This window comes from Streptomyces sp. NPDC048696 (genome assembly GCF_043198895.1).
Taxonomy (GTDB): Bacteria; Actinomycetota; Actinomycetes; order Streptomycetales; family Streptomycetaceae; genus Streptomyces.
Genome location: NZ_JBICVJ010000010.1, coordinates 114,720 through 140,466 on the forward strand (window position 1 = coordinate 114,720; position 25,747 = coordinate 140,466).

Annotated in this window: 21 protein-coding genes and 1 pseudogene; 4 read left to right on the forward strand and 18 right to left on the reverse strand. The window is 70.9% G+C overall.

What is annotated here, in order from left to right; all coding sequences use genetic code 11:
- Positions 1-150: 150 nt before the first annotated feature.
- The gene (locus tag ACGFRG_RS22130) at positions 151-6,096 is read right to left on the reverse strand and encodes a glycosyl hydrolase family 18 protein (protein ID WP_393266313.1); all 5,946 of its coding nucleotides are present in this window, start codon (positions 6,094-6,096) and stop codon (positions 151-153) included.
- A gap of 217 nt (positions 6,097-6,313) precedes the next feature.
- Positions 6,314-7,060, reverse strand: coding sequence for an AraC family transcriptional regulator (locus ACGFRG_RS22135; protein ID WP_393266315.1), 747 nt, complete (start codon positions 7,058-7,060; stop codon positions 6,314-6,316).
- A 223-nt stretch (positions 7,061-7,283) separates the two neighbouring features.
- Here ACGFRG_RS22135 and ACGFRG_RS22140 point away from each other — a divergent pair, with 223 nt between their 5' ends.
- Both ACGFRG_RS22140 and ACGFRG_RS22145 read left to right on the forward strand, forming a co-directional pair.
- The gene (locus ACGFRG_RS22140; protein WP_361418553.1) at positions 7,284-7,988 is read left to right on the forward strand and encodes an alpha/beta fold hydrolase; all 705 of its coding nucleotides are present in this window, start codon (positions 7,284-7,286) and stop codon (positions 7,986-7,988) included.
- Between the two features lie 153 nt (positions 7,989-8,141).
- Positions 8,142-8,300: pseudogene (locus ACGFRG_RS22145) on the forward strand (flavodoxin family protein); the annotation flags it as partial.
- Between the two features lie 6 nt (positions 8,301-8,306).
- Here the strand turns inward: ACGFRG_RS22145 and ACGFRG_RS22150 are convergent.
- The 5 genes from ACGFRG_RS22150 to wrbA all read right to left on the reverse strand — a co-directional run bounded on the left by ACGFRG_RS22150 (position 8,307) and on the right by wrbA (position 11,455).
- Positions 8,307-8,720, reverse strand: coding sequence for a VOC family protein (locus tag ACGFRG_RS22150; protein WP_361418556.1), 414 nt, complete (start codon positions 8,718-8,720; stop codon positions 8,307-8,309).
- Between the two features lie 57 nt (positions 8,721-8,777).
- Positions 8,778-10,112, reverse strand: coding sequence for an NAD(P)/FAD-dependent oxidoreductase (locus ACGFRG_RS22155; RefSeq protein ID WP_393266319.1), 1,335 nt, complete (start codon positions 10,110-10,112; stop codon positions 8,778-8,780).
- Between the two features lie 123 nt (positions 10,113-10,235).
- Positions 10,236-10,457, reverse strand: coding sequence for a hypothetical protein (locus tag ACGFRG_RS22160; RefSeq protein WP_361418562.1), 222 nt, complete (start codon positions 10,455-10,457; stop codon positions 10,236-10,238).
- 96 nt (positions 10,458-10,553) lie between these two features.
- On the reverse strand, positions 10,554-10,724 hold the full coding sequence (locus tag ACGFRG_RS22165) for a hydrophobic protein (protein ID WP_361418565.1): 171 nt from the start codon (positions 10,722-10,724) through the stop codon (positions 10,554-10,556).
- A gap of 122 nt (positions 10,725-10,846) precedes the next feature.
- Positions 10,847-11,455, reverse strand: coding sequence for an NAD(P)H:quinone oxidoreductase (gene wrbA, locus ACGFRG_RS22170; RefSeq protein ID WP_361418568.1), 609 nt, complete (start codon positions 11,453-11,455; stop codon positions 10,847-10,849).
- Between the two features lie 212 nt (positions 11,456-11,667).
- Between wrbA and ACGFRG_RS22175 the strand changes: the two genes are divergently transcribed.
- Positions 11,668-12,261, forward strand: coding sequence for a TetR/AcrR family transcriptional regulator (locus tag ACGFRG_RS22175; RefSeq protein WP_393266323.1), 594 nt, complete (start codon positions 11,668-11,670; stop codon positions 12,259-12,261).
- Between the two features lie 50 nt (positions 12,262-12,311).
- On the opposite strand, the gene ACGFRG_RS22180 is transcribed toward ACGFRG_RS22175, so the two are convergent.
- From ACGFRG_RS22180 to ACGFRG_RS22225, 10 genes are all read right to left on the reverse strand, one after another.
- On the reverse strand, positions 12,312-12,500 hold the full coding sequence (locus ACGFRG_RS22180; protein ID WP_393266326.1) for a hypothetical protein: 189 nt from the start codon (positions 12,498-12,500) through the stop codon (positions 12,312-12,314).
- 99 nt (positions 12,501-12,599) lie between these two features.
- Positions 12,600-13,220, reverse strand: coding sequence for a TIGR03619 family F420-dependent LLM class oxidoreductase (locus ACGFRG_RS22185; protein ID WP_393266329.1), 621 nt, complete (start codon positions 13,218-13,220; stop codon positions 12,600-12,602).
- The gene (locus ACGFRG_RS22190) at positions 13,217-13,495 is read right to left on the reverse strand and encodes a hypothetical protein (protein ID WP_393266332.1); all 279 of its coding nucleotides are present in this window, start codon (positions 13,493-13,495) and stop codon (positions 13,217-13,219) included. Before ACGFRG_RS22190 ends, ACGFRG_RS22185 begins: the two co-directional genes overlap by 4 nt.
- 144 nt (positions 13,496-13,639) lie before the next feature.
- The gene (locus tag ACGFRG_RS22195) at positions 13,640-14,830 is read right to left on the reverse strand and encodes an MFS transporter (RefSeq protein WP_393266336.1); all 1,191 of its coding nucleotides are present in this window, start codon (positions 14,828-14,830) and stop codon (positions 13,640-13,642) included.
- A 76-nt stretch (positions 14,831-14,906) separates the two neighbouring features.
- A complete protein-coding gene (locus ACGFRG_RS22200) occupies positions 14,907-16,226 on the reverse strand; it encodes a peptide ligase PGM1-related protein (protein ID WP_361418583.1) in 1,320 nt (439 codons plus the stop codon).
- Positions 16,223-16,927 (reverse strand): isochorismatase family protein, encoded by a 705-nt coding sequence (locus ACGFRG_RS22205; RefSeq protein WP_361418586.1) that lies wholly within the window; start codon positions 16,925-16,927, stop codon positions 16,223-16,225. Before ACGFRG_RS22205 ends, ACGFRG_RS22200 begins: the two co-directional genes overlap by 4 nt.
- A gap of 56 nt (positions 16,928-16,983) precedes the next feature.
- Positions 16,984-18,132, reverse strand: coding sequence for a 3-deoxy-7-phosphoheptulonate synthase (locus ACGFRG_RS22210; RefSeq protein WP_393266664.1), 1,149 nt, complete (start codon positions 18,130-18,132; stop codon positions 16,984-16,986).
- A gap of 68 nt (positions 18,133-18,200) precedes the next feature.
- Positions 18,201-20,171: a chorismate-binding protein gene (locus tag ACGFRG_RS22215; RefSeq protein WP_393266340.1), complete on the reverse strand. Its 1,971-nt coding sequence runs from the start codon at positions 20,169-20,171 to the stop codon at positions 18,201-18,203.
- Positions 20,172-20,183: 12 nt separating this feature from the next.
- Entirely contained in the window at positions 20,184-20,927 is a 744-nt protein-coding gene (locus ACGFRG_RS22220; RefSeq protein ID WP_361418595.1) for an alpha/beta fold hydrolase, read from the reverse strand.
- Positions 20,924-24,145: an amino acid adenylation domain-containing protein gene (locus ACGFRG_RS22225; RefSeq protein ID WP_393266345.1), complete on the reverse strand. Its 3,222-nt coding sequence runs from the start codon at positions 24,143-24,145 to the stop codon at positions 20,924-20,926. The genes ACGFRG_RS22220 and ACGFRG_RS22225 overlap by 4 nt, the downstream gene beginning before the upstream one ends.
- A 527-nt stretch (positions 24,146-24,672) precedes the next feature.
- Between ACGFRG_RS22225 and ACGFRG_RS22230 the strand changes: the two genes are divergently transcribed.
- Positions 24,673-25,257, forward strand: a complete 585-nt coding sequence (locus tag ACGFRG_RS22230) for a TetR family transcriptional regulator (protein ID WP_393266348.1) — start codon at positions 24,673-24,675, stop codon at positions 25,255-25,257.
- Between the two features lie 134 nt (positions 25,258-25,391).
- Here the strand turns inward: ACGFRG_RS22230 and ACGFRG_RS22235 are convergent, their stop codons facing one another.
- Complete coding sequence (locus ACGFRG_RS22235; protein WP_393266351.1) at positions 25,392-25,733, reverse strand: LysR family transcriptional regulator; 342 nt, start codon at positions 25,731-25,733, stop codon at positions 25,392-25,394.
- Between the last annotated feature and the right edge of the window lie 14 nt (positions 25,734-25,747).

Here is a 25,747-nt window from a genome sequence, read left to right on the forward strand (position 1 = left end):
GGGCGGCGCAACTGGTGAACGTGACCGGGCTGATCGAGTAGACCGGGCAGTGCACGGCGACCCCAGTCGAGCCGAAAAGCTCGACGGTGGCCTGCCCTAGCAGGCCACCGTCCAGGTACTACTCGTGGAGTTCGGCCGCCTCCGGCCCGGTCACATGGTTCTTATCAGCGGAGTACGCGACAGGGTGAGGCCGCCCCCAAGCGTGCGGCCACCCCCAAGGCCACCCCCGAGGCCACCCCCAAAGGTGGGGCCCCGCAGCAGTTGTTCCGTTGAGGTGGGGCCGAGGCGGGTCCAGGGGCTGGCGGGATCGGCGGCGTCGGGGCGGTTCCCCTTCGTCCAGTACTTCGCCTTCCAGTAGAAGCCGCCGTACGAGACGACGGTGCGGGTGCTGCCGTCCGGGGTGCCCGCCACGACTTCGGTGCCCGGCGCCGTGCCGCTGTTGCGCGGCTCGGCGACGAAGTCCGGCTTCGCGAAGTCGGTGCCCGCCGCGAACGACACCAGCCCGTACGACCCGCCGTGGCGTGGCGCCCCCGTCGTCACCTCCCCGGAATCCGTGCGCAGCTGCCACCACTGCCCGGGACTGTAGTCACAGTCCCGCACGGTCAGCGCGCCGAGTGTGCTCGATGCGCCCAAACACTGCTCGTGGCCGCTGGTGCCGCTCTTGATCCGGAACCAGCCGCCGGCCGAGTCTTCACCGACCGTCCACAGCTGGTTGGCGTTGCCGTCCTGCTTCTCGATCAGGTGAGCGGTGGACCAGTCGCCGGGGTGGTCGAGGAGGTTGCCGCTGTTCACGTCCTCGATCTTCCACTTGTCGCCGGTCTGCCAGAACGAGAACGGGGCCCAGGCCGGATTGTACGTACGGCCGCCGTCCCACTCCTCGGCCTGGCAGCCCGGTCCGCCCGCCCCGGTGGGCGGCGACACGGCGGTGGTGTTCTTGCGCCGGTCCTGGCTCAGCCCGTACGTGGTGTCTCCGATCTTGAGGGTGAAGTTGGCGGGGCCGGTGATGGGCAGGTAGTACTTGAGCGCGATGTCGCGCGACTTGCCCGGTGGGATGTCCTCGCAGTAGCCGAGTTTCAGGGTGACCCGGTGGAAGTCCCCCTTCAAACCACCCACGTTGGGGCCGCTGTGGCCTGCCTGGACCGCGTCCTTCAGCTCCTTCCACGCCCCGTCCTTGACGAGGGGCGAGGTGCTGGTGGGGATGTCGAAGGCCAGCTCGGCGCCCGAGGGCAGCGACGCAGCGGTGTGGTTGGTGATCCGCAGCTTGGGCTGCTGGGGCCACAGGTCGTCCAGACCGGTGGGGAATTCGACGAGCTGGGCGCTGACGTCGAGCTGTTCCTTGGGGAGCCTGGCCGTCGATCCCTGCGCACGCTCGGCGCCGTAGGGCCCGGCGGAGCGCAGGGCGTCGTCGAGCGCGGTGGTCAGGGTGTAGCCGGGGCGGCACTCCCCCTCGGCGGGGCAGTCGTAATCCCCGGCGAGCTCCCAGAGCATCACACCGCCCGCACCCTTGTCCTTGACGTACTCGGCCTTGGCGGCGACGCCCTGCTCGTCCTCGGTCGACAGGAACGTCTTCTTGTCCTCGTGCCACAGCCAGGACGCCTTGAGCCTGTCGTCCCAGTGGCGGGTGTAGCCTCCGGTCGCGTTCGCGGGGTCGTCGGGGTCGAGGCCGAAGCGTTCGAGATAGCCCGGGGTGACACCGCGTTCGAGGTTCTTGGCGTGCCACATCGGGTTGGAACCGGCGCCGACCTCGCTGCCGTCGGGATTGGTGTCGTGCCACAGGTTGGCGACACCCTTCGCACCCGAACCACAGGCGATCCGGCCGCCGTTGGGGCCGGTCCCGGGCGGGCATGCCTTCTGGTCGGGCAGGTCGGACGTGCCCCACAGACCGTTGCCGACACCGCCGCTCACGTGATCCCAGCCGCGCGTGTAGTACGGCACGCCCAGATTGATGCGCCCGGCCTGCATCGCGCCCCGGAAGTAGTGGTAGGACCAGTCGGTGTTGAAGTACCCCAACTGGTCGTACTCCGGGTTCTTGGCCTTGTCGTACATCCCGGCCGCGGCCAGCTCGTTGTCGCGTCCGTCGTCCAGGAGCGGGGCCTGCGGGCCGACGAAACGGTTCCACGAACCGTGCAGGTCGTACGACATGGCGTTGACGAAGTCGAGGTACTGCAGCGCGGAGTAGTCCTCCATGCCGCGCACCAGGTAGCCGGATGCGGAAGCGGCGGTGGTCAGCTGGTAGTAGCGGCCGTCCGCCGCGCCCGCGCGGTCGAACCGCTCGCGCAGGGTCTTCATCAACGCGGTGTATCCGGCGGTGAGCCCCTTGCGCCGCGGGTTGGACACCGGCCAGTCCAGCGGGTTCCCGGTGTTCGGTAGCGCCGTGGGGTACTCGTAGTCGATGTCCGCGCCGTCGAAGCCGTAACGGCGCAGGAACTCCACCGTGGAGTCGGCGAACGTGTCGATCGCCGACTGGTTGACGCTGCCGTCCTCCTTGGTCGCCAGCGAGTAGAATCCGCCGTCGGCGGTGCGGGTGCCGTCCGGGTTGAGCCGCCCGCCGGTCTCGGCCCAACCGCCGACCGAGATCAGTGTCTTCACCCGGGGGTGCTGCCGCTTGTACTGGGTGAGCAGGTTGAACTGCCCCTGGTAGGGCAGGCCGCTGTCCATCTCCGCGCCCGCGATGCCCGGCCAGGTCATCCGCAGTGCCGGGTTGTCGGGGTCGTTGGGGTCGCCCACGGAGATCTTGTCGTCCTGGATGTGCGCGAAGGCGTAGTTGACGTGGGTGACCTGGCCCCAGGGAATACTGTTCGGCAGATACTGGGGCCGCCCGTCGGCGCCGGTCCGCCAGCCGGTGAAGTAGCCGACGACACGCCGGGGATGCGTACTGCCCATCCGCTCCCGCCCCTCGTCGTCGTACACCTGGCAGTACGGTGTGTTCACGTCGGGCGTCGCGGTCATACCGTCCGGCCGGCACTTGGGCTGATCGGCGGGGTCCGTGGACCAGGGGCCCGGCCCCTTCGGCTCACGGTCCGCGGCGGGCTGCGGGCCGCGCATCGACGAGCGCGCCCGGATCACCGCCGGGTCCGGCTGCTCGTCGAAGATGGTGTTGCGCAGCGACGTCCACACGTCGGTGATCCGATCGGGCCCGCCGAGCAGCTTGTCGTCGTTGGTGCCCGGGATCACCGAGATCGCGACGACCTGACCGCCCGCGAACACCGCTCCGCGCCCCGGTTCGTTCATCGTGCAGGCGATGCCCAGCGTGACGATCGCCTGAAGCCAGCTGCAGTACCACTCGGGCACACCGAAGCTGGCGTCGATGGCGTTGGTGAAACCCGCCGTCGGAGCCTTCTCCGCGGCGGCCTTGAGGCTGGGCCAGTGGTCGGCGATGGGCAGCGGGCCGCTGATGACGCGGTCGATGCTCCCGGGATTGGCCTCCACGCGCACGTACTGGTCGCCCTTGAAGAAGTACACCTCGTTCTTGCGCACCGACAGCGCGGAGTCGATACCGTCGGCGAACAACGCCTTCAGCTGCGGTGTGCTGCACAGACTCGTCCACCCGGTACAGATCGACCACGGCCCGTTCACCAGAGTGTCGTCCGTGGTCCCCGGATGCACGTTCTTGATCCGTACGTACTGACTGCCGCTGAACATGAACGCCTCGCCCGGCACATCGGGCAGGGAGAAGGCGGCATCGACCCGGTTGGCGAACTGGGTGCCGCGCAGGCTCGGCCAGTTGTCGCCGATGGACTTGATGCCCTTGTCGGGGCCGTCGACGATCTCGTTGGCGCCGTTGCGCCCGAGCTTCACCCGGGCGTACTGGTCACCGTGGAAGAAGTACGCCTCGTTGGTGGCCACCGAGAGCGTCGCGTCGATACCGCGGGCCGTACCCGGCCGCACCTGGGCGCCGTCCGGGCCCTGACCCGGCGTGTTGGTGCAGGAGAACTCCGTACCCCCGCGCGGCGACTGGCCGACGAGGCGGCTCAGGCAGGTGGCGAGCATCTGCTGGCCGAAGGCGTTGGGATGGACGGCCTCCTGCTGGTCGCCCTGGGACTGCCACAGCCAGTTCTTCGACGTCTCGAACAGGTACGGAACCCACCGCACCCACTCCGCCTGCTCGGCGGGCTGCGGTGTGCCCAGGCGGTTGGCCGATGTGGCCTGCTGCGCCGTCTTGGCGCACAACTCGTGCCCGTTGAAGGCGTCCTGGACATCGAGGAACGCCGCATCCCCGGTGCGGGCCGCCTGCCGGAGCATCGAGCTGATCCGGGGCATGACCGAGTCGCGCGCCCAGTCGGACGCCTGGGCGGTGAAGGGGCAACCACCCGACTCGTAGCGGTTGAGGGCGTCGCGGTAGCGGTTGTTGTCGTTGCGCGGGATCGGCGAGGGATAGGACTGCAGCACGACGCTGTAACTGCCGGGCTCCTGCGTGGCGTTGAGGGTCGTGTGGACGGCGTCGAGGGTCGCCTTGACCTTGCCCTGTACGTCACCGAGGGCGCTGGCAAAGCCGGGCTCCCTGCTCTTGCTGCACGAGGTGGTCAGGCGGTTGACGAACGCTTCGCCGCACGCCTTGACGATTCCGCTGAAGTCCAGGTCGTTGCCGCCCACCGACACGACGACCGTCTTGATGTCGAAGAACTGTGCCAACGCGGCCAGTTGGTCGATCTGCGGGTCCTCGTCCTTGAACTCGGTGCCGCGCACATGCTCGGTGGTGGCACCGGAGCAGGCCAGGTTGAAGCGGCGTTCCCGGCTGATGCCCGGCAGGTCGGCCGTCATGATCTCGGCGGTGTCGGACCGGTCGCACCGATTGCCCTCCTCCCCCTCGCCATTGGTGCCGTACGAGGTGTCGCCGTACACCCGGCTCAGATCGTGGTCGCACTTCGCCTCGTCCGCGTCACACGCCACGGCGGCACGGTCGGTGCCCCAGGCGGAGCCGTCGGCCCAGGTGTTCGCGTTGCCGAGCCATCGGCCGCCCTCCCCCGAGATGTAGCTGTCGCCGAGGGAGACGGCGGCGGGCAGCTTGGTCCCGCAGCTGTCGCCCTCGGCCGCCGAGGCACCGGCCGTACGGGCACCGGCCACGCGGGGGCCGACCGGGCAAGCCGGTGGCACATAGACGACGGGGTAGTGGTCGGACCCCATGCGATCGGGCCAGCGCACGGCGCGGTACCTGTCGATCGCCTCCTTGGACACCATGTAGTCCAGCTGGGACTTGGAGATGTTGGCGCCGTTCTTCTTCGTATAGGTCGGCAGCGTGACGTCCGAGTAGTGGAACGCTTCGCCGGGTTCACGGTCGACAATGTCTTCCAAAGGCGCGTCATTCACCGCGTTGCCGGTGTTGCCTATCGAGCGGGCGGTGGGGATCCGGTTGAAGTCCCCGAGCATGGCCCAGCGGTCGCCTGCGGCGCGTCGCGGGTCGTTGGAGCTCACGTCCTGCACGATGAAGTCGGCGTTGTTGTCGGCGCGGATCGTTTCGCTGGTCGCGTGGATCGAGTAGAACCAGGTGGGTCCGCCGCGCCCGGCGACGTTGAGGCGGATGCCAAGAGCCGGGAAACCCGCGGCCTTGGGAACGACGGCGGTGGCAGTGGGCAGCGGCCGCAGCACCTTGTGGTCGGGCCGCGTAGACAGCACGCTCAGGTCGTTCGCGTCCAGCAGCGCCTGTCCGGCGTTCCAGCTGCGCTGCACGATCACCACGGAGCGGTTGTTGACCCCCGGCGTCTTCACGCGGTACAGGTACAAGGAGAGCCCCGGTTGCGGGGTCCACCGGGTGCGATCGACTGTCCAAGTCCGCCGCGCCTCCCAGCCCCCCGGGGTATCAGGGTCCACGACCTTCCGGTCTTCCGGGACGTCCACCGACGGCTCGGCGACCCCGGGCAGGACGTCCCCCGCGAACTCGTCCCGCACCTCCTGGAGGGCCATGACGTCCAGACCGCCCGCCGCCTGCATGAGCGTGGGCACTTTGTCGTTCAGTCTCGACCTGTTGAATGCGAGGTTCCACGACGCGGCCTTGTACTGGAAGCCCCCCGGCACCGCGGCCGCCTTGTGCGCGGGCAGCACGAAGGCCGGGAGCAGCCCGGCCAGGAGAGCGACGGCCAGGAGCAGGACGACGGGCACGCCGTACCCGTTTCTCCGTCGCCGTCGTCTGTTCCTCATCCGCTGATGTTGGAGGAGCATGCCATGACCTCGTTCTCTGGGTACCTGGAGAGCGTTTGTCCGGGCATTGCAACGTGGCGCACTCAACGGCAGATCAACGACGGGTGAATGAGGTGCCGCGAGCGGTTGCGACCCTGCGGCATGGTGGCTGATCCTCACGCGCTGAGCGGTGCCGTGATCACCCCGAGGACTTGACCGCCGTCGGGAGGTGAGATGCGGGGGCCGTGGTCCGGCGACTGGCTCGGTAGCGGCCCGGGGTCGTTCCGATGATGTTGGTGAACGCCGTGATGAAGCCGCTGGGGTTGGCCCAACCGCAGGCGTAGGCGGTGTGGATGGTGTCGTGGCCGTCGGCGAGGAGTACCAGCGCGTGGTAGACGCGCAGTTGCGTGCGCCACTCGTAGAAGGTCATGCCGAGTTCGTTGCGCAGCAGTCGGCTGATGGTGCGGGTGCTGGCTCCGATCGTCTTCCCGAGTTCGGCCAGCGTCGCGTTGTCCGCCGGGTTCTCGTACAGCATCCGGGCAATGGCCCGCAGTCGGTCGTCCTGTGGCTCCGGCAGGTGCAGTGGCTGTTCGTGTGCCTCGTGGAGTTCATCGACGAGGACACGAAGGAGGCGAGAGCGCGCGGAGCGGCTGTAGCCAGGCGTTGCGGCGTCGTAGTTGCGGGGGCCGGTCAGGGCGAGCAGGACTTCGCGGGCGAGGTCGGAGGCATGGAAGACGGCGGGATGGTCCGGTATGAGCCGGGCCAGGGACGGCGGGAGAAAGACGATCCGCATATCGGTGTCGCCGTGGGCGCGGTGGTGGTGCGTGAACCCGGCGGGGGTCCAGGCGACCCGGTTGGCGGGAACGATCGACGTGCCGCGCTCGGTGTGAACTGCCAGGACGCCGCTGGCCGCGTACACCAAGTGCCCCTGTGCGTGCGACTGCACCGGGCCTGTTCCGCCGGATGACCAGAGGTGGCGCCCGCCGGACGGCCATATGTGTGACGTCACACCGGCGATCTGGCGAGGTTGGCGGGGAACAGGCATGAGTTGGCATCGTAGCGGTAGTGAGCCACACCTTGATCCAGTGAGACTGCCTCCATGGGGAGTGGCATCGAGGCAGCTCGCATCGATGCCGCGGCTTGATGGGGAAATGGAGAAGGAGAGACGTATGGCTACGTTCGTCCTTGTGCCCGGGGCCTGGAAGGGCTCCTGGGCGTTTGAGGCCGTGGTTCCGCTGCTGGAGGGTGCCGGTCACACGGTGCACGCCCTCACCCTGACCGGTCTGCGGCCGGACGACGACAACGCGACGGTCGCGACCGCCAACCTCGACACGCACGCCGACGACGTATTGCGGCTCCTCGATCGCGCCCACATCACCGACGCGACGCTGGTCGGCCACAGTTACGCCGGGATGGTGATCGCCGCGGCCGCCGACCGCGCCGACGGCCGGATCTCACGACTGGTGCATCTCGACGCCTTCGTACCGCGCGATGGCGAGTCGTGGTGGTCGTCGACGAACGAGTATTTCCGGGAACTGATCGCTGCCGGCGCTGCGACCACCGGCTACGCCGTTCGCCCGCCGGACGGCGGCGATCCTCGTCGCCGTCCCCATCCCCTCGCCTCGTTCCTGCAGAGGATCCGGCTCACGGGCGCGCTCGCCCAGGTCCCCCGTCGGGAGTTCGTGTACTGCTCGGGATGGGAGGACCGTACGCCGTTCGCCGAACTACGCACCCGACTCCAAGCCGATCCCGAGTGGCAGGTCCACGACCTCCCCACCGGCCACGACGCCATGCACGAGGCCCCGGAGGCGGTCGCCGCGCTACTGCTCGGCGAGAGCATCGCGGACGCCTCGACGCACGGACGGCAGGCCTGAGATCGTCACGCACCCACGCCGCCCCGCGACTTCAAGATCCCGGAATCGCCGAATACCCAGCGCTTCGCGGCTCGTCCCGGAGGTTCGGCGGGGGGGGCGCCCGTGGCACCGAGCCTCGCCAGCAGGCGCAGGCTGTCGTGGGCGGCGGAGCCAGCCGAGCTGTGGAAGAAGAGGCTGCTGCCCCTGGAAGACACCGACCCCATCCCGTACCGCCGCCAGAACGGCGGTGACTACGAAATACCCTCGGCGCGTCTGCACGAGGGACTGGAGACACCGGGTCGCAGTGGTTTTGGTCTGCACATCGACGCCTGATCCGCGTCACTCGCTCCGCAGCGAAAACGTATGCCCCGCCGGATCCGAATAGAGGCGGGTGTCGTGCAGGCCGCTGTTGTCCTTGGTATCGAGGGGGCGACCGCCGAGGGCGATGACCTGGCGTTCCACGGCGTCCATCCGGTCGCGGGCGACCAGTAGTTGCAGGTGGGCCTGTTGGGAGTCGTCGGGGCGGGGCCAGCTGTTGGGGGCGGCGCCGTGGTCGCGCCGGAAGGCCATGCGCGTACCGCCGCGCCCGGTGATCTCGATGCGTTCGATCTCCCGCTCCAGCGGGATCTCGGCGCCCAGGAGCCGGGCGTAGAACTCGGCCAACGGCTCCGGCTCGGCGCAGTCCAGGACCAGAACCGCCGCCTCCACCAAGCCTGTTGAGTCCGTCGTGACGCCTTCTGACAGGGGTTCCATTTCGTCTTCTCCACCCGATGCAGCAGTACAGTCGCGTAAGTGAGGGGGTTCCATTTGCTACTTCCGCTGCCCCGGCGCACGGGCCGGTTCCGGTGTCTCCATGTCCAGCGGTACGGCACCGGAGCGTACGAGCCCCAGCTGTACCGCCTGGCGCGGCAGCAGTGCGTCCAGTAGCCAGTCGGCGGCTACGCGGATCCGGTTGCCCGGCAACGCGGCGAGGTGGTAGCCACGCGTCACCGCACCCGCGAGCGGGCCCGAGAGCGGGACGCCGACGGGGTTCGCCGCGGCCGAGGTCCCGCCGAGATCCACCGCGAAGCCCAAGTCGTGGTGCCGGTAGTCATGTTGCTCCCCCACACCCAGCGTGGCCGCGACGTTGTTTCCCGCGGTCCTGCCCTGGCGGGTGGCGTGCTGGGCGGTCATCGCCGTCAGCCGGCCCGGGTGGGTCAGGTCGGGGACGGCCGCCGCGTCGCCGCAGGCGAACACCTCCTCGTGGCCCGGCACACGCAGGCGGGGATCGACGGTCAGCCGTCCGCCCCGCACAGGGAGGCCCAGCTCGCCGACCAGCGGGTCGGGGCGTACGCCCACGCACCAGACCAGCGTGCGGGTCGGTACGAACTCGCCGTCGTCCAGGCGCACCCCGTCCGGCGTGGCCTCGGCCACCGACGTCCCCGGGCGTATCTCGACGCCACGGCCGCGCAGCACCCGGTCGGCGGTGGTGGACAGGCGGCGGTCCAGCTCCGGCAGCACCCTGGGGGCGATGTCCACCAGCAGCCAGCGCGGCGGGCTGGTGTGTCGCCGATCGGGATGGCGCCGGTCGGCGTGGTGGCGCACCAGCGCATCCGTGAACAGGCTTCCCTGGGCCGCCACTTCCGTGCCCGTGTAGCCCGCCCCGACGACCACGAACGTACAGCGCGCCGCGCGCTCCCCGGCATCGGCCGAAGTCGCCGCGAGTTCGATCTGGCGCGTGATGTGGTCCCGTAGGTACAACGCCTCGGGCAGGCCGCGGAAACCGTGCGCGTACTCGACGACTCCCGGCACGGGCAGCAGTTTGTTCACGCTGCCCACGGCCAACACCAGCCGGTCGTAGCCGAGTTCACCCGGCCGCCCTTCCGGGTCGCGGTAGTGCACGCGGCCCCGTTCCAGGTCCACCCGCCCGGCCTCCCCCAGGACGAGACGTACGCCCGGCAGGGTTGCGGGGAGCGAGACCGTCACCCGGCGCGGCTCCAGGATTCCGGCGGCCACCTGTGGCAGGAGCGGCAAGTAGAGGAAGTAGTCGGTCGGGTTGAGCAATACCGTTTCGGCTCGGCCGCGCAGACGGCGGTTGACCGTGCGGGCCGCCTGGTAGCCGGCGAATCCGGCTCCTACGACCAGGACGCGGGTTCGGCTCACCATCGGACTCCCTCGGCCGATTCGACTCGTGGGCCCACATGCTCGCGTGCGTACTCGTGCCTGCATGTGCGCTCGTACGGTCGAATTCGGCGGTGGCTCAGCGGTTACGTGCTACGAACTCCGTGCTCAGTAGTAGCGGCGGTCTTCCTCCACCACCGGCGCGGCAGGCGGGGGCGCCTGTAGCCGACGGCGTTTGAAGATGCTCACATAGGCGCCCGTTCCGATGATTCCGACAGCCATGATGATGAGCCCGGCCACGTGAATGTTGATGCCTTGCACATGCCAGTCGACCGCGAAGGTGAGAATCGCTCCCACCGCGATCAACAGAATGCATCCGCCCAGACCCATGGTATTACCTCCGAATTCGCTGGTACGGATGGTCGGCTGGACGTGGGACGGGTGCCCCCGGGGACCCGTCCCTAACGCTCCCTCCCGGAAATCACCTCACCACCGGTACCAGCGACCTCGCCGACCACCGGCACCTGCCGAGCGCGCCGCGAATCCCACGAGCCAGAAGACCAGCACGATGACGGCGAACCACCACAGAATCTTGAGCGCGAAACCCGCACCGAAAAGAAGCAGCGCGAGCAACAGCACCAGAAGCAGGGGAACCATACGTACACCTCCTGGCATCCGAGTTCCCGCGAAGCACTCGGCCATGCTCGGAGAATTCCGGCCCCGAACGGGCTGAGAGCCCCTGCCTCTTGGGCAAGGGCTCTCACGAACAGCACGCCGAGCTACGACTGGCGCGCACCGGCCTGCAGCCGCGCCGCGATCGTCGCCAGGCGCTCGCCCTGGTAGCGGGCGGCGGTCAGGGTCTCCTCGGAGACGGCGTCGGAGCCCGCGTGGGCCGTGCCGTACGGGTTGCCGCCCGCCCCGTAGACGACCGGGTCGGTGTAGCCGGGGGCGACGATGATCGAGCCCCAGTGGTGGAACGTGTTGTACAGCGCGAGCGTCGTCGACTCGTTGCCGCCGTGCGCGTTGTGGGCGCTGGTGAAGCCGGTGGCGGGCTTGTCGGCCAGGAGACCCTTGGACCACAGGCCGCCCGTCGTGTCGATGAACTGCTTCAACTGGGCGGCGATGTTGCCGTAACGGGTCGGCGAGCCGAAGGCGTACGCGTTCGCCCACTCCAGGTCGTCGAGCGTGGCGATCTCGACGTCCTTGGTGGCCTCGACGTGCTCGCGCCACGCCGGGTTGGCGTCGATGGCGGCGTCCGGGGCGAGCTCGGGCACCCGGCGCAGCCGCACCTCGGCGCCCGCCTTCTCGGCACCCTCGGCGACCGCCTTGGCCAGCTGGTGGACGTTGCCGGTGGACGAGTAGTAGACGACCGCAACCTTGGCGCTCATGACGAGGCCCCTCCCAAGCAGAGATCAGTAAGCTTCTGTCGTCGACCCGGATCCGGATATCTATCCGCTTCGACGTCCATGAGTAAACCGGATACGAATCCACTTCGCAAGCCCCTTCCATGAACGCCGCGTGAACCCGTTCCGTGAGCCCACCCCGTGAGCCTTCGCGCACCGAACGAGCGATGCGGATAACTATCCGGTAGCCTCGGAACATGACCCGCATCGAACTCTCCGTCACCGGCCAGGCCCCGCCCGAGCGCGCGGACGCCGCCCGTAACCGCCGGAAGATCCTCGACGCGGCGGCCCGGCTGGTCGCCGAGCAGGGGCCGCAGGCCGTCACCATGAACGCCGTCGCGCACGCCGCCGGCATGGGCGTCGGCACGGTCTATCGCCGCTTCGGCGATGTGAGCCAGCTGCTCTTCGCGCTCCTCGACGACGCCGAGCAGCGCTTCCAGGAGTCGTTCCTGACCGGTCCCCCGCCCCTCGGGCCCGGGGCCCCGGCCGCCGAGCGGCTGCGCGCCTTCCTGCACGCGCTCGCCGACCGGATCATCGACCAGATCGCGATCATGAGCATGGCGGAGGCCGCGTCGCCGGGCGCGCGATATCGCAGTGGGGTGTACGGGGCGACGTACGCGCATGTCGCCATGCTGCTGCGGGAGGCCAAGCCCGGCTCGGATCCGGCTGTGGCGGCCCACCTGCTGCTCGGGCCGTTCGTGCCGAGTCTGTTCGAACACCTCACGGTGGAACGGAAGGTGACCCCCGAGCGGATCAAGTCCGGGATTGACGAGCTGCTGCGGGGGCTCTGAGCGGGGTGGGAGGGTTGTTCAGATGCGGACCGTGCTCGGCTCCCGGCCGCTCACGCCGTGCCCAGGAACTCCTCCCGCGCCGCAACCAGCCGGTCCAGATGCCGGAGCGTGTCCGACTCCGTCGCCCACGGCAGGTCGAGCAGAACGCGTTCCACCCCCGCGGCCGCCAGGGTCTCCAGCACCCTCGGATCCGCGGCGGCCCAGAAGACGGTGACCGGGGGTACCGGAGCGCCCGTCACTTCCGCTTCGGCGCGGAAACGGGTGATCTGGCGGGCCAGCCCCTCCGCGTCGCCGCCGTAGATGGGGGCCCAGCCGTCCCCGTACTCCTGCGCCCGACGCTACGAAGGGTGGCCCTCGCCGCCGACGAGGATCGGCGGGTGCGGCACGCTCACCGGCTTGGGCCAGGACAGGATCGGGTCGAAGTCGACATGCGTGCCGTGGAACTCCGCCTGCTCCCGTGTCCAGATCTCCTTCATCGCCAGGATCCGCTCGCGCAGCACCGCGTTGCGCAGGCGCGGGTCGGTGCCGTGGTTGCGCATCTCCTCGCGGTTCCAGCCCGCCGCCACCCCGAACAGGAAGCGGCCGCCCGAGAGGTGGTCGAGGCTGGCGACCTGCTTGGCGAGGATGATCGGATCGCGCTGGGCGACCAGCAGGATGCCGGTGCCGATCAGCAGTCGGCCGGTCACGGCCGAGATCGCGCTCAGCGCCACCAGAGGATCCGGCGTACGCGCGTACTTCTCGGGCAGATCCCCCGCGCTCATCTCCGGCGGCACCCGCTCGCCCGCGAGTACGAGGTCCGACTTGGCCGTCATCGGCATGAACGGCGACTCACGGCTGACCGGGATGTGCGTGTGCTCCGGCATGAAGAACGACTCGAAGTTCCGCTCCTCCACCGCCAGGCCGAGCGGGACGGGCCCGATGCCGTGGTCCGTGACGAACGTGGTCACCCCGATCTTCACACGCCCGCCTCCGTGCCGGGACGTGGGCCCCAGGCGGCCATCATGGTCTGCCCGGTCATGTCGAACTCCGGGTCGGCCATCCGCCGCAGGAAGGCCGCGCTCTCCTCGTCGGTGATCAGACCCCGGGCATCGGACCGGGCGACCAACTGCTCGTGCGACTTGGTGTAGATCGGCGCCAGCGTGGAGCTCGCGCCCCGCAGGGTGATCACCCGCCCCTCGGCGTCGACGTCGACCAGCCCCGCGCGGCGCAGCAGCCCGGGCAGCTTCCGTCCCACGTACGGGTCGAAGCCGTGAGGTGGTCAAAGCCGGGGGTGTCCGGGGTGGCACTGGTGGAGAGGAGCGCGCCGTTGGGCAGGACGAGCTTGGGCATGGTCAGCGCTTCCTTCCACCGAGTGACACCGTCAACGGGCGCCGCCCGCTCAACTGACCGCCTCTTCGGCCCGCGTCTGGCGGAACCGCAGCTCGGCGGCCGCGCTCACCCCCGTAAGGAGCAGCGTGATGACCACACCGCCCAGGATGGCCACGACCGGGGTCGAGCCGTCGAGGACGATCGCCGCCACCGACGCGGTGAGGGTGTAGCCGACGCCCTGGACGGCGTACTGGATCGAGTAGCCGGCCGTGTGCGCGTGCTCCGGGAGGCGTTCGCGCAGGCTGAGGCTTCGGGTGACCATGACACCGGCCTGGAAGACACCGGCCGCGAGGAAGGCGACCGCGATGCCGATCAGGTTGGGCAGCACCGCGGACATCGACACGCACACAGCGGTCAGCAGCAGGAACACCAGGCTCTGGCTGCGCACGGTGCCCGGCCAGGTGCGCAGGCCGTAGAGGAACGCGCCGAACGCGCTGGTCAGGGAGAAGAGGGCGAGCAGGGCGCCGGACCAGTTGACGGTCAGGTCGCGGTACTCCAGGAGCGGGGTGAGGGCGAGCTCCGCCGTGGCGAGCATGGCCATGGCCGCGGCGCTGGTGAGGTAGATCGGCCAGGCGGAGGCGAGCACCCGGCCGCGCGCCGTCTTGGCCTGGCCCGTGCCCTCGTCCTCGGCCGCCGTCGGGCTCGCGGCGGGCAGCAGGAACAGCACGAGCGCGGCCGCGACGAAGCCGATGGCGCCGAGCCCGAGCGGTGCGCGGGGCGAGACGTTCACCGCGAGCAGGACGACGAGCGCGGGCGCACCGCCCCAGGTGACCTGGGTCAGTACCGTCTCCGCGCTCAGCGCCTTGGGCTCGTCCGCCTTGTCGACCAGGGCGATCAGCATGCTGCGCATACCGCCCGGTCCGGCCGCCGGGGCCGCGCCGCCGACGAACGCCAGGGCGACCGTCAGCGCCATCGAGGCGTCGGGGAACAGCGCGAGTCCGGCGAAGGCCGCGCCGCCGACGGCCATGCCGATCGACAGATGCAGCCGCGTGGGATGCATCCACGCGCCGAGCACCACCGAACCCAGCACCTCGCCGAGTACGTACGCACCGGCCAGGGTGGCGCCCAGCGAGTAGCCGCCGGACGTCTCCCTGACGAGGAACACGAGCCCCAGCGGTGCGATCGCGATGGGCAGTCGGCCCGCGAAGGCCGTGAGCATCCACAGCAGGACGTTTCTGGTCAGGATCTTCCGGTAACTCATGTTCCCTGTCTTCTTCTTGGTGCTCGGTGCTCGGTGCTGGGCTCTCGGTGCTCGCGCGCCCGCCGGTAGTGCGGCGTCAGGCGAAGAGCGCCGACAGCACTTCCTCGGTCCGCTCGGCGGCGGCCATGTCGGTGGCGATCAGGCAGTACTCGACGGTGCCGCCGAACCGGCTGTCGTCGGAGGTGATCACGACGCCGGTACGGGTCTGCGCGTCGAACGCCAGCCCCCGCTCGGCGAGTTCGCGCACCGCCTCCTGGAAGGAGGGGACCTTCCACTGGTGGCGCTGGATGAGGACGCGCTCCGTGAGGAAGTCCTCGCCCACCAGCTGCTCGGCCAGGTAGTTGATGTGGGTCGAGCCGCCCACCCGGCCGTTGAACTCGTTGAGCAGGATCGGGCCGTCGGGCGTGACGATGCCGTCGACGCTGATCGGACCCCGGTACCCCATCGCCCGCACGGTCTCGCAGAGCCGGTGCGCCTCCTCCAGGAAGCGCGGGAAGCCCGGGTGGTCGGCGGACTTGGCGGGGATGACCAGGCCGTTGAAGATCGGCCCCATCAGCATCTCGCCGTGTCCGAAGAGCCGGGTCTCCTCGGCCGTGATGCGGAACTCGGCGTACACCGGAATGCTGTCGGGGGTGTAGTCCTCGACGACGACGGGCCGGGTGTCGTCGTTCGAGTACCAGCCCCACTGCCGGTCCAGATGCGCGGCGAGCGCCTCGCGGCTCTCCACGACGGTGACCTCGGGGGCGCCGATCGGGGTGATGTCGGCGGTGCGGCTGAGGATCGCGTTGCCGTAACCGGCGACGTGGAAGTCCTTCTTCACGATGGCGTGGCGGTCCGCCGAGAGCAGTGCCCACAGGAACTCCTCGGCCGCGGCCCGGTCGAAGGCCACCGTGCCCTCGGGCACCGGGCTGCCGATCCCGGCGGCGAGGGCGCGGAAGGTGGCCTTGCTGTTGAGGAGCTGGCCGCCGCCCTGGTGGATGTACGGGAATCCGGGCGTCGAGGTGTCCAGGCCGAACTCCTGGGTCAGCCGGACGACCGAGCTGTCGAAGTAGATCGGGTAGACGCGGGTGATCTCGCCCTTCTCCACGTAACGCCGGATCTGCTCGACGAAGGGGGTGTCCTCCCAGCGGTCCGGGGTGAGCACATCGGTGCCGAGCCGGCCCGGCGGCGGGGCGATCACCGCGATGTCCGCGCGGCTGCGGCCGGTGAGCCCCGTGACGTACGCCAGGAACTCCTCGCTGGGCACATGCGGCACCACCAGGACGTCGCCCTCGGCCGCGTACCAGATCATGCGCTGGGCGGTGACGCCCGCCGTGCGGCGGTGCTCGGGGGTGAGCTCGTCGAGGTCGCCGACCATCTGCGCGGTGCGGTTGTTGGCTATGAACAGGGTGGTCATCGGGTCTCCCCTGAGATCGCTGTGCTGGAGGGTGTCGGCGCGGCCGATGCCATGGCCGGGCGCGCCTGGGTGATCTGGTCGACGGCCGTGCGGGTGGGCAGGACCACCGCGCAGCGCTCAGCCGCGTACCGCAGGGCCATGCGGTGGTACTCGGCGGTGAAGTCGGCCACCGCGTCGGACACCATGAAGGTCTCGATGTCGTTGGTGTACGACTCGACGGCGGTGGCCAGGCAGCCGATGTGGGCGTAGATGCCGCAGATGACGAGCTGGTCGCGGCCCTGTTCGCGCAGGAGGTCGAGCAGCCCGGTGCGGTGGAAGGCGCTGTAGCGCCACTTGGTGAACACCCAGTCGCCTGGGCGCGGTTCGATACCGTCGACGACCGCGCGCTGTTCGCGGCTCACGGTCATCCCCGGGCCCCAGAAGTCGTTGAGCAGACCCCGCTCGGGTGCGGTCATACCGCCGGGCTGTGCGGTGTAGGCGACCGGGACGCCGTTGGCGGCGGCACTGTCGCGCAGCGCGCGGACGTTGGCGGTCAGCGAGAGCGCGGGCTCCTGGCCGGCGGGGAAGGCGTCGACGAAGTACCGCTGCATGTCGTGGACGAGCAGGACCGCGCGGTCGGGGTCGATGCGCCAGGTGGCCTGGTTCTCCGGCAGCTCGGGGCCGGACGGCGGCGGATAGGACTGGATCGCGGGAAGTGCCATGGGGACGGATCTTTCGGCAGACGACGGTTCGAGGGGGGATCGGTGAGCGGCGGCGCTCAACTGGCCTGTCCCGGCCAGGTGTTGGCCACGGCGATGGCCTGCTGGAGGTTGAGCCGGGGGTCGCACAGCGTGGTGTACGCACCGGGGGCCAGCGGTTCGCGGTCGGCGACGCATTCGGCGACCGGCTCGGGCGTGGCCTCCAGATGGAGCCCGCCCGCCGCGCCTCCCTCGTCGGTGACGGCGGCGTGGAAGCGCTGGACCTCGTCGACGACGGTGGCGACGGACCGGGTCTTGCGGCCGCCCCGGTCGGTGTACGTGTTGGCGTGCATCGGGTCGCAGAGCCAGCTGACCGGGTGCCCGGCCTCGCGTACGGCGGCCACGAGCGCGGGCAGGCGCTCGCTCACCACGTTGGCGCCGAGCCGCGCGATGAGGGTGAGCCGTCCCGGCTGCCGGTTGGGGTCGAGCCGTGCGCACAGCGCGAGCAGGTCGTCCGCCGTCATGGCCGGGCCGACCTTGCAGGCCACCGGGTTGGCGATTCGGGACATCAACTCGACGTGGGCGCCGTCGAGTTGCCGGGTGCGCTCACCGATCCACGGCCAGTGGGTGGAGGTCAGGAAGGTGCGGTTGTAGGCGTCGCGGCGCAGCTGCGGCAGCTCGTAGTCGAGGACGAGCGCTTCATGGCTGGTCCAGACGGGGGTGCCGCCGGGCCGGGTGTCGTGCCGGTCGTGCAACCGGTCCCGTACGGACGCGGCCGCCTGGTGGCAGTCGAGCATGCGCAGGGGATCGTGGCGCCGCTCGTACGGATCGAAGCCGGGGCCGTTGACCAACGGGCCGCGAAACACTGGGAGTTCGACGCCGTCACGCTGTTCGACCGGCTGCGAGCGGGGCTTGGCGTACTGGCCCGCGATACGGCCGACGCGCAGCACCGGGAGTCCGGCACGCGCCTGGAGGATGCCCGCCAGGCAGTCGATCAGCCCGGCCTTGCGGTCGACGGCTTCCTGGGTGCGGTCGGCGGGGTCCTCGGCGCAGTCCCCGGCCTGGACGACCAGCGCCCGGCCGTGGGCGACCTCGGCCAGCAGGGCCCGCAGGCGTACGGTCTCGTGCGCGGGGACGAGCGGCGCGCTGTCGGCGAGCTCGCCGCGCACCTTCGCGAGGAGCTCCCGGTCCGCCCAGGACGGCTGCTGCCCGGCGGGCAGCGCGGCCATCGACTCCCGCTCCCTGTCGGGCAGCGGAAGCAAGGTGGTGTCCGGGCGCCGGGCCGCGGTGGTGATGCTCAACGGTCGGTCCCCCGTGCGTGGTCGGTCGTGACGGTGTCGGACGACGGCGTCTTGAGGGCCGTGGTCACCAGATCGTGGAGCAGGGCCGGGCCGTGCTCGGTGAGCAGGGACTCGGGGTGGAACTGGGCGGTCGCGAAGCCGGGGCCGCGCAGCCCGTGCACCTCGCCGGTCCGGGCGTCCCGGCTGATCTCCACGGCGGCGGGGCCGAACCCGGCGTCCAGGTGGATCCGGTCGCTGTCCGCGCGTCCGGCGAAGGCGTTGTAGAAGCCGACGCGCACCTCGCGGCCGAAGAAGTCGATCTCCTCCTGGAGTCCCTGGTTGGGGACCTCCTTGCGCACCAGCGGGAGGCCGAGGACGCCCGAGACCACCTGGTGGCCGAGGCACACGGCGACACACGGGATCCGGCGTGCGAGCAGCCGCTCCACGAGACCCCGCACCGCCGCGATCTTGGGGTCGGCGCTCTGTCGCGGGTCACCGGGGCCGGGGCCCACGACCACCAGATCGGCGTCGTCGAGGGCCGACTCCGGCACGTCGTACCAGCTGTGGATCGTCACCTGCGGCCCCAGCGAGCGGAGTTGGTGCCCCAGCATCGCGGTGAAGGTGTCCTCGTTGTCCACGACCAGCACGCGCAGCCCGGCGAGGTCCGTGTGCCGCGACGGGCTGGGGTCCAGCCAGAACCGGGCCAGACCCTGGTTGTACCGCGTGAGCCCGTCGCGCACCCTGGGGTCCAGGGCCAGGGTGGACGCGGCCGCTTCCCGGCGCCGGGCCGAAGGCTGCTCGTCCCGGAGCGCGCCGAGCAGCCCGGCGGCCTTGGCGTGGGTCTCGGCCACCTCGCTCGCCGGGTCGGAGTGGCGTACCAGCGTGGCCCCGACGCCGAGTTCGAGGCGTCCGGCGCGGTCGACCTCGGCCGTACGGATGAGGATCGCGGAGTCCATGGCCCGGCGCCCCTCGCCGTCCCGGCCGATCAGGGCCAGCGCGCCGCTGTAATAGGAGCGGCCCCGGGGCTCGTACTGCCGCAGCACCCGGCAGGCGCTCTCCACCGGGCTGCCGGTGATCGTCGGCGCGAACATGGTCTCCCGCAGGATCTCCCGCGCGTCCAGCGCGCTCTCGCCACGGATGAAGTACTCGGTGTGGGCGAGCCGCTTCATCTCCTTGAGGTGGGGCCCCTCCACCCGCACTCCCGGATCACAGATCCGGGTCATCATCTTCAGCTCCTCGTCGACGACCATGTGGAGCTCCTCGCGCTCCTTGCGGTCGGCGAGCAGGCCGAGCGCGCCCTCGACCGTCGGACCCGAGGCCGGGTAGCGGTAGGTGCCGCTGATCGGGTTCATGGTGACCGTGCCGGCCTCCAGGCTCACATGCCGTTCGGGCGAGGCGCCCACGAACGTCCGCTCACCGGTGTGCACGAGGAAGGTCCAGTAGGTGCCCGACTCCCGGGCGAGGAGGCGCCCGAAGAGCGCCAGCGCGGCGGCCGGGGACCAGTCCTCGACCGTGGCGACGAAGGAGCGCTTGATGACGAAGTTGGCGCCGGCCCCGTTGCCGATCTCCTCGGCGAGCACCTTGCGGACGATCCGCGCGTACTCCTCGTCGTCGATGTCGAACCCCGCGTCGCCCAGCGTCTGGGGGACGTCGGGGATCTCGGCGAGCAGCCCCGCCACGGAGAGCGCGCGCTGCTCGCGCACGCTCATCACCACCAGCGGGGCGCCGTCGTCGTTGCAGGCGTAGCCGCGCTCGGTGATCTGCCGGTACGGCAGGATCGCGAGGAGTTCATGGCGGTCGGCGGCGGGCGTCGCGGTGTCGAGCGGCAGGTCGGCGAGGCGCTCGACGGATGAGATGTCGCCGAGGAGGAGTTCCAGTCCGTCCTGGCCCGTGGCGTGCGGGCGGTGGAGCAGCGCGAAGGGAGACCCGTCAAGCAGAGCGGAGGGCAGGGCTGGGGGCAGCGCGCTGCCGGGTGCGGTGTCGGCCATGGCGATTCCCTTTCAGCCCGCGAAGGTCCCGTACGAGCCCTGGTCCAGGGCCGTCAGGAAGTCGTCGATGTGGCGCAGCAGCGTCGGCGTGCGGGCGGCGTCCAGGACCTCGAAGTGGTCGCAGTCCACCTCCCGCACCCGCAGGTTCGGGGCGCGCAGGGCCCACTGGTCGAGCTGGTCGGCGCCGCGTCCGGCCGTGCAGGAGAGCAGCAGGGCCGGGGGTTCGCACCCCGCCGAGGCGAGGTGGGCGTGGGCCGCGTCGAGGTGCGCGGCGGCGACCTCGCGTACGCGCGGGGCCTGGTCCCAGGTCGGCTCGAAGCCCATGGAGCGGCCGATGCGGTCCAGGACCTCGTCGCGGGTCGCGCCCTCGCGGTCGGCGAGGCGGGCGTAGCTGTCCACCATCACCACCGCGGGGGCGGCGTCGCCCTGATGGGCGAGCCGGGCCGCGAGCTCCCAGGCGAGCACCCCGCCGAGCGACCAGCCGACGAGGTAACTCGGCTTGGTGGGCAGGGAGTTGATGAGGTCGAGATAGCGCTCGACCATGGTGGGCACATCGCGGTCGGGCTCCTCGCCGGGCATCAGACCCATGGCGCGGATCGCGTGGACGGGGCCGCGGTGGGTGAGTCCGCCGGCGAGGGAGTAGTACGGGCTGAAGCCGCCGCCCGCGGCGGGGAGCAGCACCGTGTGCGCGTCGCCGGTGCCCCGGCCCAGCGGGACCAGCAGGGGCGAGGCGAAGGTGGCCGGTGGCGTGGTCATACGTGCTTGCCTTCCAGGGTGATGAGCTCGGCCAGCGCCCGCACGGTGGGGGTGCGGAAGAAGTCGAGGATCGTGATCTGCACGCCGTGGCGCTGCTCGATGCGGGCGAGGGCGGTGAGCACATTGAGCGAGTGCGCCCCGTGCTCCACCAGCGAGCCGTCCACCGGCACATCTCCGCCCAGGAGTTCGGCCCACAGTGCGCACAGTTCGGTCTCCAAGGGGGATGCGGGTCCGCCGTCGACGGCGGGTGCGGCGGGCCCGTCCTGGGCCCGATCCGCGAGCAGTTCGGGCAGTCGGCGCAGCAGCGCGGCCCGGTCGAGCTTGCCGTTGTGGCTGGTGGGGATGGAGTCCACGGTCAGGACGTGGGCGGGGTGCATGTACGAGGGGAGGCGGGCGGCGAGCGCGTCGCGTATCGCGCTCTCTCGCGTCGCCTCGTCCGCTCCCGCCTCGTCCGCCACCACGAAGAGCAGCAACTGCCGCTCCACGCCGTCCTTGTGGGTGGCGGCGACCGCCGCGCGCACTCCCGGCAGGGCCGTGGCCGCCGACTCCAGCTCGCCGAGCTCGACCCGGTAGCCACGGATCTTGACCTGGTCGTCGTCGCGTCCGGCGTACACCAGCACACCGTGCTCGTCCCGGAAGACCTGGTCGCCGGTGCGGTAGCGGCGGGCGTCGGGGCCGTCGCCGTAGGGGTCGGGCACGAACCGCTCGGCGGTCCGCTCGGGGTCGTTGACGTAACCGAGGGCCGGGCAGCGGCCGCCGAGCAGCAGCTCACCGGTGACGCCGAGTGGGGCGAGGTGGCCGGTGACGTCGACGACCTGGGCGGTGACCCCGGGCAGCGGGCGGCCGATCGGTACGTGGACCGGCCAGGGCAGCGTGTCGCGGGTCAGCTCCTGCGCGGTGACGACATGGGTCTCGGTCGGCCCGTACATGTTGAACAGCCGGATGTGCGGCCGTAGTTCGAAGAAGCGCTGGACGCTGGTGTCGGCCTGGAGCTGTTCGCCCGCCACGCAGATGTGGCGCAGCCCGGGCAGCCGCTCCCCCAGGTCCTCGGCCGCGAGCGCGAACGGGCGCAGCGCGGCCACCGGCAGGTACAGGTGCGTCACTCCGGTCTCGGCTACCCTGCGCACCAGGGCGGGCAGGTCGCGCCGGTCGACGGGCTCGCGCGAAACCAGCGTGCCGCCCGACACCAGGGTCGGGAAGATCTCCTGGAAGGAGACGTCGAAGCCGATGGGGGCGTACTGGAGGAAGCGTGTCGTGCCGTCCATGCCGAGCACGCCGAGCTGCCAGTCGGTGAGGTTGACCAGAGCGCCGTTGCCCATCAGGACGCCCTTGGGGCGGCCGGTGGAGCCGGAGGTGAACATGGTGTACACGGGGTCGTCCGGGCCGCGCCCGGTCACCTGCGGCCGACCGTCCCGGGCGCCTTCGGCGGCCAGGTCGGCGGGGCGGGCGACGGTGACGTCCGTACCCGCGAACGCGCTCTCGCCCGCGCCGACCACCAGTCGGCACCGCGCCTGATCGATCATCATGGCCAGGCGTTCCGTGGGCAGTTGGCTGTCCAGCGGCAGATACGCGGCCCGCCGCGCCAGCGCGGCGAGGACGGTGACCACCGTGTCGGTCAGCCCCCTGGTCGCCACTCCCACCACACCGCCCGGACCGACACCGCGCCGGGCGAGCCCCCCGGCCACCGAGTCGACGCGCCGGACCAACTGGCCATAGCTGATCGGCGCGCCTTCCTCGATCACGGCGGTGCGCTCCGGATGGGCGGCCGCCGTTGCCATCACCCACTCGTAGACGGTGGCGTACGGAAGCGGCCGCGCGGGCGGTGCGTCGTGGTGCGCGCAGTCCTCGAAGAGTCCGGCCACCGTGCTGGTGTCACTCGCGGTGGAGGCGCGGGTGAGCGCCTGGCGCAGCGAGTCGGCAAGCGCCCCGGCCACGGGTGCGGGCAGCAGGGTCCGGTCGTGCTCCAGCTCAAGGAGCCAGCCGTCGGCGGTCGGCGTGGCGAAGAGGAGTACGTCGAACTTCGCCGCCCCGTTGCCGTGCTGGCGTACGCCTCGCACGGGCGCGCCCGGTGCGGTGACCGTGCTGTCCTGCATCGCGAGGAGCGCGGAGAAGACGGGGTTGCGGTCGCTGGTGCGGTCCGGCGCGTACTGCTCCACCACCCGGCTGAACGGCAGCTGCGTACGGAACTTGGTGTCCTCGACCTCCTCGTCGACGACCTTGGCCACGAACTCGGCGAACGGCGCGTCCCAGTCGACCGGCACGGACAGCGGCAGCGTGTTGACGAAGAAGCCGCACAGGTCGAAGGAGTCGAGCGTGCGCCGGGACATCAGCGTGGCACCGAAGGTCGCGGACGCGTTGCCGCTGTGGCGGGCCAGGACGGCCGCGTACACCGCCGAGAAGAAGGTGAAGGGGGTGACGCCCAGCCTGCGGCAGGTCTCGTCCACGGCCGCCGACTCCTCGGCGGAGAGCGGGAGTTCATGCCGCGCGCCGGAGAAGTCGGTACGGGTGGGGCGCCCCGGGCGGGGATAGAGCTCGGTGGCCGGGACCGAGCGCAGCCGGGCGGCGAGCTCCCGGGCCTCCTGCGCGACGTCCTCGTCGTCGGCCGCCGCCAGCTGCGCCTCGACCTCGGCGCGCAGCGCCGCCTCGCGGACCGGCGCCAGGGCGCGGGTGTCGAGGGTGCCTTCGAGGGCCGCGTTCAGATCACGTACGAACGGGCCCGCGGAGAAGCCGTCGAAGACGGTGTGGTGGACGGCGAGCAGCAGCACCGCGTCGCCCGTCTCGCCCCGCCGTGCGAGATGGGCCGCGGTGAACAGCGGCGGCTCGTTCAGCGTGAAGGCGTGCGCGCCGAGCTCGTCCAGGAGGACGGCGCGCGTGACGGCGAACTCGTCGGGCCGGGCCACGTGAACGCTCAGCGGGACGTTCTCCGGGGTGAGCGGCGCCACCAGCTCCGCGTGCGGGACCGGCGCCTCGCCAAGTCCCAGGCGCAGCGCGGGCTGCACTTCGGCGACCGCCGCCAGCGCGGTGCGTACGTCCTGCGACGAGAACCCGGGGTCGAGCGTGAACTCGATGACGATGTTGTAGAGGTTGCGGGCGGGCACCGAGCGGTGGATGGCCATCAGGCCGAGCTGCGCCTCGGTCAGCGGGAACGCCCGGGAAGGCTGGGGATGTTCCGACGCCTGAAGCGTATGCGGTGTCTGCGGCTTCTGCGGTGTATGCACAGGAAAGACCTCACGGATTTGCGGGTGGCGCCGGTTGCGGCAGCACTGGGGTCCACTCCGGCCGCGGCCGGGCTCCCGGCCGACTGCGGCACGGCGGGCCGGGCTCCGGCCGGGTGACGTGCGTCCGGACGACCTGCGGCCGAGTGACGTGCGAATCCCGCACCGCCCGGAGAGCGGGCCCGGGGGGAGACGCCCCGCACTCACGAAATCACCCCCGTGCGACGGATTTCAAATGTCATCGGATACCCCGATGACAGAAGCGGCCGGACACCCGCCCGGGCCCCCAAGTCCCCACGTCCGCGCAGGTCATGACCGCTGGACAGGTGGTGGGAGCCGGTGGACACACCGTCCGGCGTCTGCCATAGTTCGCGCTGGGTCGCCCCCGGACGAGGCGCGCGAGCGCTCCTGCCCCGCCGGTCGCGGGGGACCGCACGAGCCGCCGAGGCGCCTCCCCCGCCGCGCCGAGCGCGGCCCACCCCACCGAGTGCGGATCCCCGGGTGCGACCGAGGCACGAAAGGATCTGACCGTGATCAAGCAGGACAGAGCGCTGCGCACGCGCCGCTCGATCCTGGACGCCGCCGCCGAGGAGTTCTCCGCCCAGGGATACGCCGGCACCCAACTGCAGTCGGTGGTGCGGCGCACCGGGCTGACCAAGGGCGCGCTGTACGGCCACTTCTCCTCCAAGGCGGAGCTCGCGGACGAGCTGGTCCGCCGGTTCGACGACGACTGGCGCGCACTGCTGCGGCGCGCCGAGGCCGAGGCGGCCGACGGCCGCCCGCTGGCCGCGCTGCGCACGCTGGTCCTGGACCTCGTCGGCCGGATCCAGAACGACGTACGGTTCGCCGCGGCACTGCGACTGACCTGCGAGGACGCCCGTACGCGGGAGGCCGTGCCGGTGGTGGTGGGCGAGTCGGGGCAGGTGGTGGAACGGCTGGCCCGACAGGCGCGGCAGTGCGGCGAGATCTCGCCCGGCCGCGATGTCGACACGCTCGCCCGGCTGCTGCTCGCCGCGGTCTTCGGACTGCGGCACACCACGGCGGCCACCGAGGGCGACTGCCTGGTGCTGCGGGCGGGCGACATCTGGGATCTGCTGATGGGCCCGACCCGCTAGACGCTCCGCTGGACGTGGGGTCGTTCGACTGCGGATCGTGCGTGGCTGGTCGCGCCCACGCGGCGGAGCCGCATATGTCACAGCCCCGCGCCCCTTGAGGGGCGCAAAAGCGCATCGGGTCGCCACAAGTCCGCTCAGCGACGTGCCCGCGGCTGGGACGGGATCGCCCCCGCCAGGGACAGTGGCTCCCGGCGCGCCCGGGCAGCCGGCCCGGCCACACCCGTACGCACTTCACGTACCGCCGTCTCCACCGCGTGCAGGATCTGCTCGGCGCGTGGCTGCAGGCGGGCGCCCGCCTCGGTGAGCTCGATCGGCAGCCGGCCGCGCCGATGGAACAGTTCGGCCCCCAATGCCTGCTCAAGGCTCTTGATCTGGCCGGTCACCGTGGACTGCGCGCAGTACAGGTTCCTGGCCGCCTGGGTGAAGCTCAGCTCCTGGGCGACCTCGCGGAAGACACGCAGATGCTGTATTTCCATGTTCTCCCCTCCCA